This is a genomic window from Streptomyces sp. SS8 (genome assembly GCF_054072955.1).
In genome coordinates this window covers 1-13,983 of the sequence record NZ_JBSVCZ010000039.1, presented here as the reverse complement: position 1 = coordinate 13,983, position 13,983 = coordinate 1, and the positions used below count along the sequence as shown (strand labels likewise).

The following is a 13,983-nucleotide window of genomic DNA, read 5'->3' as shown; positions in this document are numbered from 1 at the left end:
GTTTTCGGTGGCTGATGGCGGGCATCCCGAGGGCCCGAGTGTCGCCTCGGGTGGGCGCCGGGTTCCACTGCTCCGGGCTGGGTCCTCTTCTCGTAGGGACAGGCGAATCCGTTGGTCAGCCGGGTTGGGCAGGAGGGCGAGCCGTTCGAGGGCGGCGGTGATGTGGCCGGTCCAGGGCCAGTGCCGGGCGAGGCGGAGGATGCGGCGGCGGCCGGTGGTGACGAGCTGGCCGGCCGCGGTGAACAGGCGCAGCCGCAGGCGGCGGGGTTCCCAGAGGCGGGCGGCGCCGGTCAGGGCGAGCATCGGCAGCCTCCCCCAGACTTCGTCCGGGGGTGCCCCCAGCCAGCAGATCCAGGGCGAGCTGGACGATCTCCAGCCAGACCTTGTTCTGGGCGGTGCGGTGCAGGGGCAGGTTGCGCAGGCCGGTCGCGCGGGCGGCGCGGATACGGTCCTCGGCCCGGGCCCGCAGCCGGTGGCGGAGCTCGAGCTCGGCGATCGGCCGGCCCGGGGTGTTGGTGGCGAAGCAGGTGATCCGCATGCCGTCCGCGTCGGTGATCCTCAACTGGGCCCCGGGATGCGGTCTTTCCTTGCGGACGATCAGCCGCATCCCTTTCGGCCAGCCGTGAAGGACGTCGCTGGCCAGTTCGGCGACCCAGGCGCCGTCGCGGATCTCGCCGTCCGTTTCGACGGCCGGCGTCCAGGCCGGTGCCGGGATCTTGAGGACGTGGCTGTGGATGGTCTCGGTGATCACCATGCCGACCGAGTAGGACAGCCAGCGTCCTCGCTGCGCGAGCCAGGACACGAGGGCATGGGTGCCGCCGGCGGAATCGCAGCGGATGAGGGTCTGCCGCCCGCGCCGGTAGGTCTTCGGTAGTTGGGCCAGGGCGAGGCGGGCGGTGGTGATGTGGTCGGCGGCGGTGTTCGAGCCCGCGTTCCCGGGCCTGAGCAGGGCGGCGACCGGCTCTCCGGTGCTGCCCGGGCCGTGGTCGACGAAGGCCGTCAGTGGGTGATGGCCGTAGGTCTTCTTCCAGGTCGCGGCCGCGTCCTGTTTGTCGGAGTGTGCGATCATCAGGACGCCGTCGAGGTCGACCGTGACCTGTCCGTCGGCGTCCGGGGCATTCTCCCCGGCCAGGGACCAGACCCGCTGCCGGACTTCGGACCGTGCGGACCGGATGGCGGTCAGGGCCTTCTCGCCGGAGGTGGCGAGGGTGTCGATCAGGCGGGAGACGGTCGGATCGGAGGCGACCGGGCCGAAGACGGCCGGCTCGGCCCGCAGCATCGCGACGTCCGCGAGGCAGTCCCCGCCCAGCGCCACCGCCAGGGCGACGTCCAGCAGGACCGACCCGGCCTGGGAGACCACGGCTCGGCCGTCATCCTGGACACGGACATGGGGGTAGGACCCGGTAGGCTGCTTCACCTGGAAAGTGCCTCCGACAGGAGCGGGAACAAGGACCTCAGCAATCCTCATTCTCGCTGGTCAGAGGCACTTTTCGCTTACCTGACCGCCTGTCGGACAGCCCGCTTCATGAAAGCGTGAGGCTAGCGAGGCCCTCCTGTTCGCGGAGGGAACGGTGCTCGGGATCGATGACGCCGGCCACTTCAGCGGTCTGTGGATGAAACCTGAGTTCATCGGTTGATCAGCAGCAGTCATACAGGGCGGCTTCCTCTCCTGCAGAAGGGCGGGAGCCGCCCTTCTGCAGGAGAGGAACACCCCCGGCGCACCGGCAGGCCGCCGACGGCAAGCGGCACCTCCTGGACGCAGACGGCGTCCAAGCGCAACCACTACGACGGCGACAATCCCCGCTGGATCGTGGAGGACACCGCCACCGGGGCCCTGACCCGCAACGTCGACTCCGTCTCCGGGGACCTGGCCGCCACCACCGGCAGGACCGGCGACACCGTCCTGCAGCTGTCCAACATCCACGGCGACATCGCCCTCCAGTTCCCGCTGGACACCACCAAGGCCCCTGTCGCCCTGGACAGCGACGAGTACGGCAACCTCCGACCGGGCCAGTCGGTCACCCGCTACACCTGGCTCGGCGCCAAGCAGCGCTCCACCGAGACCCTCACCGGCCTCACCCTCATGGGCGTCCGCCTCTACAACCCGGCCACCGGCCGGTTCCTGTCCATCGACCCCGTCTACGGCGGCAACCTCAACGCCTACGGCTACCCCGGCGACCCCGTCAACCAGTTCGACCTCGACGGCAAGGCCTGATACCACAAGGTCGGACGGTGGGCCTGGCGCGACAAGTGGAACATCGCGTTGACGGCTGCCACGTTCGTGCCGGGACTGGGCGCTGTGGCCTGGGGAGTCAGGGCGTATCGCGTGGTCCGCGCCTTCAACGCCGGGAAGTCGTCGATACGAGCTACTCGCGCGTCGAGCTGGCTGGCCGGAAAGATGCATGTCGGCTGGCGTGGCGTCACGCGCACCTGAACCCGGAACGGCAAGGCACGCTGGTACCACAAGGGGAACAAGCACTGGCGCTCCGCTGCGGGAAGAGGAACCAGGGCGGGTACGTGTCCAACATCGAGCGGTACCAGAGGGGACATCATCTGCACCGGAACCTGCACATCCAGCACCGGAAGCCGAGAAGGCGGGCGCCATGGTGGTGAAGCCCGAGGGCAACCGGATCGGCAAAGCGGCCAAGGGACAGCCGGCCGGCTGTGTTGTACTGCTGGAGCCCTACGCCGAGGGCGCATGGCTCCTCTACTGGACTGACCCTCGTATCGCCGAGGCGGAACGGGAGCCCGGAAAGGACGTCGGCGACCGGCTGATCCCCACCGAGGGCGATCTGCCGTACGTGCTCGACGAGGAGCTGGCGGTCGTCTGGGCGAACGCGGACGAAGCGGAACGGTTGAGCTGGGAGTTCTTCTCGCGTGAGGAGCCCTTGTCCCGGTCCCTGTCGCAGCGGTTGTTCCGGCGCGGTCGACGCTCCGGCAGCTGACGAAGGCGTGTGCCGCGCAGTGGCCAGTTGTGGGTGCGGTTGTCCGCGACCAGGAGCGAGAAGGTGTCCGGGAGCGGACGGGTGTGTGCACGCCTGTGCCCGCACGGACGTAGCCGACGTCGGCCGGGGGCGGCAGACCGCCTCGGGTCGGGCTGCCGGACCCGGCGGGCCCTCCCCCTGAAAGCCGTCACCCGTTTTAGGGTGTTTCGCGCAATGCATCGACCCTTACGTTACAAGTCATGTCATTTCGGCATTTCTGGGTGGATGTAGTTTGCTGTTGCTGATCACTTGGGGCCGCTGGACCAAGAAGGCCGTCGGCAAGGCGGCCAGAGCTGCGATCGTCGTTTCCTGGCTTCTGCTCCTTTCGGCGGTTGTGTACGTCCGGAGTGCAGGAAACGCTTGGTGAACTATGAATTCCAGGCCGACAGTCTGCCGCTGGGTCCGGTTTTCAAGAACCGGGCCCAGCGGCCCAGCTGTTCGCGGACGAGCGTCCCGCCTCCGAGAGGGAATGAAATGCACAGAATCTCCCAATCTGCCATGTATGTGGTGTCGCTCTTTATTTCATCCGTTTTCCTTCTTGATACTTGGTTGTTTGTTCTGCCTCCAGTCGGTGCCGGTATCGTTGGGTTTGTGCTGCTCCCATCTTTCCGACGCAGATGGGCGGCGAGAAAGGAAAGGCGGTCTGGGGGCGGGGTTCCGGCGCAGTAGGATGACCGGCCGATTCCAAGGCCCGCGTGGTGAGACTTTCATCCACCGGGTTGCGAGGGCGAATGGTCGGACAGCCTGCACGGGTGCCACTGCGGTCGTCCTGGCCGGGGGACTGGACAGGGGTGCCGGATCTTCCGGTCCCCTGCTGCACCGCTCGTTGTGGGGGAGGAAGCATGAATGGGTTCCAGCAGGTCGACGGTCCGGCTGGGAGCGGGCGGAGCCCGGCGGGGCCGGGGAGGCTGGGATTCCGGGCCGCGGTGGCGTTCCGGAACGTGTGGTTCCTGACCGCGGTGACCGCGGGGACGGCGGTCGCGAGGGGGGGGAGGGCCTCCTGTCGTTCGCGGTGGATCTTCCGGCCACGGTCCTGCTGGGCTACGTCCTGGTGGCCCTCTTCTTCCCGCCCGGCGTGAACCACCCGGACACGGCCGGACGGTGGCGTGAGGGGTTTTCGCGTGCCACGGCCGCCGAGCGGTTCGCCTGGTTCCTGTCCTGGCTGGCCGCCGGGGTCGTGGTGGTGTTCGCGGTGGGGATCATCTGCGGCCCGGTCTTCTTCGGAGGAGACCCGGCCGGTCTTCTGGAGGGGGCCGTTTCCCTTCTGCTCGACCCGGGCTCCGCCGTGCCGGTGGCGGTTTTGGCGGTCTGGTGCGCGCTGTCCCCGGTGGTGTGGCCGGTCAGGGGGCGTTATCTGCGGTGCTGGTCTGCGCCGCGGGCCGGGGAGGCGGCGGCCGACAGGCCGCGACCCGGATCACGGTCGGCCGTGTGATGGGCGGGGCAGTCCCCCGGCACGGACATGCATGAAGGCGACGGGGACGGGAACGGCTCGCGCGCGGGCGGCTGACCGCACGAACCGGTACGCCTCTCAGCAGGACTGCTCGATGTAGAGCAGTCTCCTTCCGTCGTCGGACTGTCCGCGAAAAGCCGCGTAGCTGGGGTGGCCCTCGCGGCCGAGGCGGTCTTCGACCTCGGCCCACGCAGCTTCCCTGTCCTGCGCAGCCGTCCCGACGCGGCGCAGGACATCGCCCGCGCCGTCACCGATGATCACCACGTCGGCCCGGCGCATGAGCCGCCTGGCCATCCGGGCGTCGAGCGGGTGCTTGGTCAGCACCCATGCGTCGCCGTCGCCGTCGACGAGAAGTCCTGCGGTCGCCGGAGACGGGACGAACTCGCCGCCGGTCTCCTCCGCCGGCCCCAGCGACTGCAGTATCCGCGCGAAGCCTCCGCCGCGGCGAGATGATTTCTTCGGCATGCGGACCAGTCTCCCGGACCCGCCCCCGGAGCACCACACCCACAAACCCACCGGCATCACATGCGGTATGCCGACTCCTCGAAGACCTCCTGGGAATGCTGATCCTTTGCGGGAACCACCTTCGGGGCCGGAAGGCACCGCATGGATCACCACGACTGAACGCCTCACCCATCGGCCGGACAGGTCGGCAGCCAAGGAGAAACCATGTCCCTCTCGCGAATCGGCATCGTGCTGATGCCGACCGGTGCCGTAGTCACGGTTCTCGGAGCAGCTATGTACGTTCTTCCTGGCCCGGGGCTCCCCGTGCTCAGCCCGGGCCTGCTCCTCCTGGCTTCAGGAGCCGTGATGCGGGCCATTGGTGGACACCGCCAGGACCAGCCTTGCGATTCCACGAAGCGGGCTGTCCGGCAGATGGGAAATCGAGCAAAAAATTCCTCCGACCATCAAGGATAATGATGTCGAATTCCTTGTTCTCGTCGAAATCGGGAGGGATGAGGGCATCCTGAACTGTGGGAACCGGAGTGTGGAACGGAGCGCTGTAGGCTTCGGGAAGACGCTCGGTGCCGAAGCCGCCCACACCGTGCTCGGAACGGAGGCAGGCATCGGGATCCACACGGGGAGGTTTCGTGACGGACGCGGAGAGGGGCACGAGGCCTCCTGCGGTGGCGCGGGCGGAGGCGGCCCTGCGCTCCCTCGGGACGCCGGACACCGCTTTCGCCCGGCGCGATGTCGAAGGGGGCGGCTGGTTCGCCGACTGGAGCGGCGACATCTCCGGCTCCGACGTGTACATCGGGCTGATGGGAGGATCACCGGCCGCGTCGTCGGTGCGCCTGCTACTCGACGACTGGGTGTTCGAGGACGTGGCCTGCGCGGACGTCGGGGAACTGCTCCTGGGCATTTTCTCCGGCCGGGCGACCATCACGAGACGGCGTTCCTTCCCGTTCTCCTCCATCGCGGTTCTGGAACATGCCGTCGGGGGCGTCCGCTGCTCCGCCACGAGACGCCTCGGTCCGGACGAGGAACCACAACCCTGGGAGCGGCCCTTGATCGCCGGGTGAGAGAGGAAGCGGGTGGGCGGGTGCTGCGGTTTCCGGCCAGGGGGCCGCACCTGTATACGCGCAAGCTGTCTGCCCCCTTCGAGGGGCACGGACGGCGACGTGCGGCCCCGGCAGATCACCGCCACGGCCGAGCACCCCTTCCACGCCTGGGGACAGGGCGGGTCAACGCGTTCGAACCGCACACCGGGGAACGTCCGGTGACCCCGGACGGCCGGTGCCCACCGTCACAGGCACCAGCCGTACTCAGGCGGTCCACATCGTCCGGTCCTCTGCCAGGGGAGCAGATGGCGAGGTCGCGCATAGTGCGGTCCCGCTGCCCTTACCGGAGGGAGAGAACGTGGGGGACATGACCGCCGGGGCGCGCGTGGCAGACCTCGCCGTCGCGTACGCGGTCCTGGTCGACGCGACCAACGCGTGCGACGCCCTGGACGAGGTGGTCGTGGCCGCCGACACCTGGGCCTCGGCCGTGGACCTCGTCCGGGCCTGCGGCTATCTCAAGGTCCCAAGGCGGGCCACGAGCGGCGCGATCTCGGCAGAGGCGGTCGAAGCGGCCCTCACGGCCCCCGGAACGGTCCTCCGGAAACGCTTCATGTCGGACATGCCGTGGGCGCCCGCCGCGAGGTGAGGGGGCCCGCCTCCGCGGGGTGGTGCGGTGGAGACGGCACGCGTCCCCGCGTCCGGACGTCACATCGGCTGGAACGGCTGGAGACCACGAGCGTTCAGAGCCCCCCGAAGGCATCGTCACCGCACCGCACCGCCCGGCTTCCGTCGGCCGACCGTGATCCGGGGCACGCTCCACCGGGCGGCCGGGGGCGCGGCCGTACGATGGGCAGGACGGCGCGCATCCCGTCCCGGGAGCGCGACCCTACCCACCTTCGAGGAGTCGGCACCGTGCTGCGCACCATGTTCAAGTCGAAGATCCACCGTGCCACGGTCACCGAGGCGGATCTCCACTACGTGGGGTCCGTCACGATCGACGCGGACCTGATGGAGGCCGCCGACCTGCTGCCCGGAGAGCTGGTCCACATCGTCGACATCACCAACGGCGCCCGCCTGGAGACCTACGTCATCGAGGGGCGGCGCGGCTCCGGGGTGATCGGGATCAACGGCGCGGCCGCGCACCTGGTCCACCCCGGGGACCTGGTGATCCTCATCAGCTACGCGCAGATGGACGACGCCGAGGCCCGCTCCCACCGGCCCGCGGTGGTGCACGTCGACGCCGACAACCGCATCGTGGAGCTGGGCAGCGACCCGTCCGAGCCGGTGCCCGGCAGCGACACGGTGCGCAGCCCGATGGCCATGGTCTGACCCACCGGGCGTACCGCCCCCGCACCCGCGGACAGGCCGAGGGCCCCGCCGCTCCCCCGAAGGGAGCGGCGGGGCCCTTTGCGTACCGTCTCCGGCGCGTTCAGTTCTTGCCGGCGAACTTCTCGCTGACGCCCTCCAGGACGCCCTCGGCCTCCTCGCCCAGCCGCGGACCGGCCAGCCAGGTGTGGTCGATTGTGCCGATGGAGGTGACCGACACCAGCGTCTGCCCACCGGAGGAGCCCTCGGCGAACCAGCCGCCGCCGGAGGAACCGCCGGTCATGGTGCAGCCGATGCGGTACATCGTGGACTCCGACTCGCTCAGGGTCAGTCGGCCCGGGCGGTCGGTGCAGGTGTGCATGGTGAGCCCGTCGAAGGGCGGGGCGGCGGGGTAGCCGTAGGCCCGCACGGAGGAGAGGGAGGCCACCGACGGCTTGCCGAAGTCGACCGGTACGGCGGTGCCGACGGTCTCCTCCAGCGACTTGCCGCTCTTGTCCTCGGCCTCCACCCGCAGCACGGCGAAGTCCTGCGAGGCGCCCAGACCGCCGGTCTCGGCGCCGTCGGAGATCCAGTGCTCGGTCGTCTGCGCCCAGGTCGCCCAGAACACGCCGTGCGGGGCGACATCGGTGGGGGAGGCCTGCTCCAGTTCGGAGACCTTCAGCGCCGAGTCGTTGTAGGCGGGCACGAAGACGACGTTGCGGAACCAGCCGCCGGACGAGCCCGCGTGCACGCAGTGCCCGGCGGTGGCCACCAGATTGGACTTCCCCGGGCTGCGGGGGTCCTCGACGACGGTGCCGGAGCAGACCATGGGGCCCTTGGGGGTGTCCATGAACACCTTGCCCACCGCCGGGGCGTTCTCCCGGTACGGCGTCGCGACCGGCCGGGCCTTCCTCGGCGCGGGGTCGGGGTCGGTGACGCCCTCGTCGCCCTCACCACCGGTGCTCCCGTCACCGGTGTCGGGGTCGACCCTGCGGTCGTTCTCCTCGGCGTCCTTCATCCGGTCCGGGTCCCACAGGCCCTCGATGATCGGGTTGACGAAGTCCCTGGCCTCACGCAGCCAGTCGTCCTTGTCCCAGTTCCGCCACTCCCCGTTCTTCCACTTCTCGGGGTCGAAGTCCTTGAGGGCGGCGGGCAGTTCCTCCGGCAGACGCAGGCCGTCGATGCCGGGTCCGCCCTTCCCGCCCTCCCCGTCCGGCGCGGTGGCACCGGGACTGGCCTGCGCACCGGACTCGTCCTCGGCGGGGCCGCACGCGGCGGCGGTGACGGCCAGGGCCGCGGCGATCGCCGCTGCGGCCAGCGCGGACCGCCTCCTGCTCGTAGCTGACATGGACTGAGAATCCCCCTGGAACGGAACGCCGCACCTGGCGGCCTGACACGGGCCCCGCCGAGCGGGGCGGGCCCCACTATGCCGGTGCTGCGGGGGACGGCGCACGGCGGGTCCGCGGTTCCAACTCCCTCGGGAGGCGGGGATCTTGCCCCGGACCGTGATCCGGCGGGGGCGCCGTCGTTGGTACGGGCGAGGACACGGTGCCGTCCATGTCGGCGGCGCCGTGCCACGGGAACCGGACGACCACGCACCGGTGCGGTGCCCTCACCACCAGGGAGACTTCCGTGAACGCATGTCCCGCTCCGGACGGGATGACGACGCAGGAGGCGGCGGACCCGGCGGGAGGACGGCCCGCCGTGATCGCGGAACCCGCGGAACCCGTCGTACCCCGGCAGTCGAGCCGCGCCGTGCCGCAGGAGCACACCGGTGAGCGGGAGGCGGACGACCCGCTGGAGCACCCCGACCCGGTCGCGGCCGCCGACGCCGCGGCCGCCGAGAACCTGCTGCGCTGCTGGGTGCGGGAGAACGGCCTGCCCCGGCCCGGCGGCACCGGCGGCCCCGAGGGAACGGGCGGCTTCGCGGGCGGGTCCGTTCTCCGCCTCGCGCTGGCCTCCTGCGGCCTGGCGCTGCGGGTACCGGTCCGCCACTGGTCCGTCACCGGCTGGCACCGCTTCGGCCCGCCGGCCCTGGAGGGAGCCGCGCCCGGCACCGCCCCCGTCGACGCCGTGACCCTGGCCGCCCTGCTGGCCCGGGAGGCCGCGCACCGCGGCCCCACGGCCCCGGGTCCCGCCGTGGGGGAGGGCGCGGAGCTGGTCGGCCGGGTCGCCGACTCCGTACGCCGTACCGCCGTCTTCCTCGCCGACCGCCGCGCCCGCCCCGAGAGGCCGTCGGCCGCCGACCCGTTCCTGGACGGCGAGCAGTCCCTGATCCTGGGGCATCCGCTGCACCCGGTGCCCAAGAGCCGCGAGGGCATCACCGACGCGGAGGCGCGCGACTGGTCCCCGGAGCTGCGCGGATCCTTCCCCCTGCACTGGATGGCCGTCGACCGCTCCGTGCTGGCCTCCGACTCGGCCTGGACCGACCGCGGCCGGACCGTGCCCGCCGAACGGATCGCCGCCGAGCTGGCCGGGCCCGGGCTGCGCCTGCCCGAGGGGACGGTCCCCCTTCCGCTGCACCCCTGGCAGGCCCGGGAAGTGCGGCACCGACCCGCCGTCGCGGCGCTGCTGGAGGCCGGTCTGCTGCACGACCTCGGCCCGCACGGCGATCCCTGGTATCCGACGTCCTCCGTGCGCACCGTCCACCGGCCCGGCGTACCCGCCATGCTCAAGCTCTCGCTGGGCCTGCGGATCACCAACTCCCGCCGGGAGAACCTCCGCAAGGAGCTGTATCGCGGAGTGGAGGTGCACCGGCTGCTGCGCACCGGCCTGGGCGCGCGCTGGCGGGCCGCCTTCCCCGGCCGCCCGGGCTTCGACATCGTGCGCGACCCCGCCTGGCTCGCCGTCGACGACGGCGGCGGGAAGCCGGTGGCCGGACTGGACACCGTCATCCGCCACAACCCCTTCGGGCCCGGCGACGACGCCGTGTGCCTGGCCGGACTGACCTCTCCCCGGCCCTGGCCCGGTGATCCCCGCGGCGCGCTCCGCTCCCGGCTGGCCGACGCCGTCACCCGGCTCGCCGCCGGTACGGGACGACCGGTGGCCACCGTCGCCGTCGAGTGGTTCCTGCGCTACCTCCACACCGTCGTGCGCCCCGTGCTGTGGCTGGACGCCGAGGCGGGCGTCGCCCTGGAGGCGCACCAGCAGAACACCGTGGTCCTGCTCGACGGCGACGGCTGGCCGGTGGGCGGCCGCTACCGCGACAACCAGGGCTACTACTTCCGCCGGTCCCACCGTGAGGCGCTCCGGCGGCGACTGCCGGGCATCGGCGCGGACAGCGACACCTTCGTCGCCGACGAGGTCGTCGACGAGCGCTTCGCCTACTACCTGGGCGTCAACAACATGCTGGGCCTCATCGGGGCGTTCGGCTCCCAGGGCCTGGCCGACGAGGGGCTGCTGCTCGCCGCGCTGCGCCGCTTCCTCGCCGGCGCCGACCGTCCCGGCGACGGCTCCGGCAGGTCGCCGCTGCCCGCTCTGCTGCTGGATTCCCCGGTCCTGCGATGCAAGGCCAATCTCCTCACCCGGCTGCACGGACTGGACGAGCTGGTCGGGCCGGTGGACACCCAGTCCGTCTACGTCACCGTCGCCAATCCCCTGGTGAAGCCCTGAACCGCCCGGACCGCCCAGGAGGCACCGCCATGACCACCGGTGTACCGGCCCGCACCGCCCTCGCCACAGCCGTCACACCCGCCACGCGCGTCCCGGCGGGCACCGACGCAGCCGGCCCGCCCGCCGGCCAGTCCGCCGCGCGGTACGGCACCGGGCCGGAGCCCGCGTCGCGGCCGGATCCGCTGGACGGCGTCGCCGACTGGGGGCCGGTCACCACGGCCGCCGGGGTCTTCCGGCTCGTCCCCGTCCGCGTCGAACGCGATCTGCGGCTGATCACCGCCTGGATGAACGACCCCGCGGTGGCGGCGTTCTGGCACCTGGCCGGCCCCGCCGGGACCACCGCCGCCCACCTGCGCGCCCAGCTCGGCGGAGACGGGCGCAGCGTGCCGTGCCTGGGTGTGCTCTCGGGCGTCCCCATGAGCTACTGGGAGGTCTACCGCGCCGATCTCGACCCGCTCGCCCGGTACCACCCGGTGCGCCCGCACGACACCGGGCTGCACCTGCTGATCGGTGGCGCGGCGGACCGGGGCCGCGGGGTCGGCACGGTGCTGCTGCGGGCGGTCTCGGACCTCGTCCTGGACCGGCGGCCGGCGTGCGGCCGCGTCATCGCCGAGCCCGACATCCGCAACGCACCCTCCGTCGCGGCCTTCCTGCGGGCGGGCTTCCGGCTGGCCGCCGAGGCCGACCTGCCGGGCAAACGCGCCGCCGTGGTGGTCCGCGACCGGGCGCTGCGCCACACCCTGTGACTCCCCCGGGTGGGCCGCGGACCGTACCGGGCACGGCTGTCGGCGCCGCCGCGTAAGGTGGCGGTCCTATGACCAAGCCCGCCCTCACCGACCTCCTCCACGCCGCCGTCACCGCCGTCGGAGGCACCGAGCGACCCGGCCAGGTCGCCATGGCCGAAGCCGTGGCCGAGGCCATCGACAGCAACGTCCACCTGCTGGTCCAGGCGGGCACCGGGACCGGCAAGTCGCTGGGATACCTGGTGCCCGCCCTGGCGCACGGAGAGCGCACGGTCATCGCGACCGCGACACTCGCCCTGCAGCGGCAGCTGGTCGAACGCGACCTGCCGCGCACGGTCGAGGCCCTCCATCCGCTGCTGCGCCGCCGGCCCGAGTACGCCATGCTCAAGGGCCGCTCCAACTACCTGTGCCTGCACCGTCTCCACGAGGGGGTGCCGCAGGACGACGAGGACGGCCTGTTCGACCCCTTCGAGGCGGCGGCCCCCACCAGCCGGCTGGGCAAGGACCTGCTGCGGCTGCGGGACTGGGCGGACGAGACCGAGACCGGCGACCGCGACGACCTCACCCCGGGCGTCTCCGACCGGGCCTGGTCCCAGGTGTCGGTCTCCTCGCGGGAGTGCCTGGGAGCCACCCGCTGCGCCTACGGGGCGGAGTGCTTCGCGGAGGCGGCGCGCGAGCGGGCCAAGCTCGCCGAGGTGATCGTCACCAACCACGCGCTGCTGGCCATCGACGCCATCGAGGGCGCGCCGGTGCTCCCCGGCCACGAGGTCCTGATCGTCGACGAGGCGCACGAGTTGGTCTCCCGGGTCACCGGGGTGGCCACCGGCGAGCTGACGCCGGGCGGGGTCAACCGGGCGGTGCGCCGTGCGGCCAAGCTGGTCGACGAGAAGGAGGCCGACCGGCTGCAGACGGCCGCGGAGGGCTTCGAGCGGCTGATGGAGCTGGCGCTGCCGGGCCGGCTGGAGGAGATCCCCGAGGACCTCGGGTACGCCCTGACGGCGCTGCGCGACGCGGCCCGCGCGGTCATCACCGCGCTGGGCAACACCCGTGACCGGTCCGTCCAGGACGAGGACGCCGTCCGCCGCCAGGCCCTGGCCTCGGTGGAGAACGTCCACGCGGTCGCCGAGCGCATCGTCCAGGGTTCGGAGTACGACGTCGTCTGGTACGAGCGCCACGACCGCTACGGCGCCTCGCTGCGGGTCGCTCCGCTGGCGGTGTCCGGGCTGCTGCGGGAGAAGCTGTTCGAGGACCGGTCGGTGGTCCTGGCCTCCGCCACGCTCAAGCTCGGCGGGGACTTCGACGGGGTGGGCGCCTCTCTCGGGCTGAGCGCCGAGGGACGGGTCACCGAGGCGGGCGGAGCGGCCGAGCACCCCGGAGGCACCGGGGGGACAGGGGGCGCGGGCGCCGCCGACGGTGAGGACGGCGAGGACGGGGGCGGCGCGGCGGAGACGGATGCCGGGGTCCCGCGGTGGCGGGGGCTGGACGTCGGCTCGCCCTTCGACTACCGCAGGCAGGGCATCCTCTACGTCGCCCAGCACCTGTCACCGCCCGGCCGGGAGGGCAGCCGCGGCGACATGCTGGACGAGCTGACCGAGCTGGTCCAGGCGGCAGGAGGGCGCACGCTCGGGCTGTTCTCCTCGATGCGGGCCGCCCAGGCGGCGGCCGAGGAGCTGCGCGGGCGGCTGGACGTACCCGTGCTGCTGCAGGGTGAGGAGACTCTGGGCGAGCTGATCCGGCGCTTCGCCGCGGATGCCGCGACCTGCCTGTTCGGGACGCTGTCGCTGTGGCAGGGCGTGGATGTGCCGGGCCCGAACTGCCAGCTGGTGGTGATGGACCGCGTCCCGTTCCCGCGCCCCGACGATCCGCTGATGAGCGCGCGGCAGAAGGCGGTGGAGGAGGCGGGCGGGAACGGCTTCATGGCGGTGGCGGCCACCCACGCCGCGCTGCTGATGGCGCAGGGCGCGGGCCGCCTGGTGCGGGCGACGGGGGACCGGGGAGTGGTCGCGGTGCTGGACCCGCGGCTGGCCCGGGCGCGCTACGGGAGTTTCCTGCGGGCCTCGATGCCCGACTTCTGGTACACCACCGACCGCAACCAGGTGCGCCGTTCGCTGGCGGCCATCGACGCCGCGGCCAGGGAGGACGCGTAGCGCCGGACAGGCCAGGCAGCCCGGCAGGGAGCAGGGGAAAGACCCGGCGGGGCCCAAAGGCCCGGGCTTCGCCGGGGTACGGATACGAACCGGGCCCCGGGACCGGCGCAGTGGTCCCGGGGCGGCCCGTTCCGGCCGTCGTGCGGCCGGTGTCGTGGGGGGGGGGGGGGGCGCCCCCCCCCCCCCCCCCCCCCCCCCCCGGCGCGGGGGGCGGCCCCCCCCCCGGGGGGGGGGGGGGGG

The 13,983-nt window shown here is 72.2% G+C and carries 11 protein-coding genes and 2 pseudogenes; 9 read left to right on the top strand and 4 right to left on the bottom strand.

The window, feature by feature from the left end:
* Positions 1 to 120 precede the first annotated feature (120 nt).
* Positions 121 to 1,417, bottom strand: a pseudogene (locus tag ACW69E_RS26230) (IS1380 family transposase); the annotation flags it as partial.
* Between the two features lie 318 nt (positions 1,418 to 1,735).
* Between ACW69E_RS26230 and ACW69E_RS26225 the strand changes: the two are divergent.
* From ACW69E_RS26225 to ACW69E_RS26215, 3 genes and pseudogenes are all read left to right on the top strand, one after another.
* Positions 1,736 to 2,209: pseudogene (locus ACW69E_RS26225) on the top strand (RHS repeat-associated core domain-containing protein); the annotation flags it as partial.
* Between the two features lie 394 nt (positions 2,210 to 2,603).
* Positions 2,604 to 2,945, top strand: coding sequence for a hypothetical protein (locus ACW69E_RS26220; protein WP_457500774.1), 342 nt, complete (start codon positions 2,604 to 2,606; stop codon positions 2,943 to 2,945).
* A 1,051-nt stretch (positions 2,946 to 3,996) separates the two neighbouring features.
* Positions 3,997 to 4,416 (top strand): hypothetical protein, encoded by a 420-nt coding sequence (locus tag ACW69E_RS26215; protein ID WP_457500773.1) that lies wholly within the window; start codon positions 3,997 to 3,999, stop codon positions 4,414 to 4,416.
* Positions 4,417 to 4,512: 96 nt separating this feature from the next.
* On the opposite strand, the gene ACW69E_RS26210 is transcribed toward ACW69E_RS26215, so the two are convergent.
* Together ACW69E_RS26210 and ACW69E_RS26205 are read right to left on the bottom strand one after the other, a co-directional pair.
* A complete protein-coding gene (locus ACW69E_RS26210) occupies positions 4,513 to 4,899 on the bottom strand; it encodes a hypothetical protein (protein WP_457500772.1) in 387 nt (128 codons plus the stop codon).
* 307 nt (positions 4,900 to 5,206) lie between these two features.
* On the bottom strand, positions 5,207 to 5,512 hold the full coding sequence (locus ACW69E_RS26205; protein WP_457500771.1) for a hypothetical protein: 306 nt from the start codon (positions 5,510 to 5,512) through the stop codon (positions 5,207 to 5,209).
* Between the two features lie 13 nt (positions 5,513 to 5,525).
* On the opposite strand from ACW69E_RS26205, the gene ACW69E_RS26200 reads away from it, so the two are divergent.
* The 3 genes from ACW69E_RS26200 (at position 5,526) to panD (ending at position 7,265) form a co-directional block, all read left to right on the top strand.
* Positions 5,526 to 5,957, top strand: coding sequence for a hypothetical protein (locus tag ACW69E_RS26200; protein WP_457500770.1), 432 nt, complete (start codon positions 5,526 to 5,528; stop codon positions 5,955 to 5,957).
* Positions 5,958 to 6,303: 346 nt separating this feature from the next.
* Positions 6,304 to 6,582, top strand: coding sequence for a hypothetical protein (locus tag ACW69E_RS26195; protein WP_457500793.1), 279 nt, complete (start codon positions 6,304 to 6,306; stop codon positions 6,580 to 6,582).
* A gap of 266 nt (positions 6,583 to 6,848) precedes the next feature.
* The gene (panD, locus tag ACW69E_RS26190; protein WP_093662665.1) at positions 6,849 to 7,265 is read left to right on the top strand and encodes an aspartate 1-decarboxylase; all 417 of its coding nucleotides are present in this window, start codon (positions 6,849 to 6,851) and stop codon (positions 7,263 to 7,265) included.
* 100 nt (positions 7,266 to 7,365) lie between these two features.
* Here panD and ACW69E_RS26185 read toward each other — a convergent pair whose 3' ends face one another.
* Entirely contained in the window at positions 7,366 to 8,589 is a 1,224-nt protein-coding gene (locus ACW69E_RS26185) for a trypsin-like serine peptidase (protein WP_457500769.1), read from the bottom strand.
* Positions 8,590 to 8,873: 284 nt separating this feature from the next.
* Between ACW69E_RS26185 and ACW69E_RS26180 the strand changes: the two genes are divergently transcribed.
* The 3 genes from ACW69E_RS26180 (at position 8,874) to ACW69E_RS26170 (ending at position 13,743) form a co-directional block, all read left to right on the top strand.
* Positions 8,874 to 10,853: an IucA/IucC family protein gene (locus ACW69E_RS26180; RefSeq protein ID WP_457500768.1), complete on the top strand. Its 1,980-nt coding sequence runs from the start codon at positions 8,874 to 8,876 to the stop codon at positions 10,851 to 10,853.
* Positions 10,854 to 10,882: 29 nt separating this feature from the next.
* Positions 10,883 to 11,599 carry a GNAT family N-acetyltransferase gene (locus ACW69E_RS26175; protein ID WP_457500767.1) on the top strand — a complete coding sequence of 239 codons (717 nt, stop codon included), beginning with the start codon at positions 10,883 to 10,885 and terminating at the stop codon, positions 11,597 to 11,599.
* Between the two features lie 68 nt (positions 11,600 to 11,667).
* Positions 11,668 to 13,743, top strand: coding sequence for an ATP-dependent DNA helicase (locus ACW69E_RS26170; protein ID WP_457500766.1), 2,076 nt, complete (start codon positions 11,668 to 11,670; stop codon positions 13,741 to 13,743).
* Positions 13,744 to 13,983 lie beyond the last annotated feature (240 nt).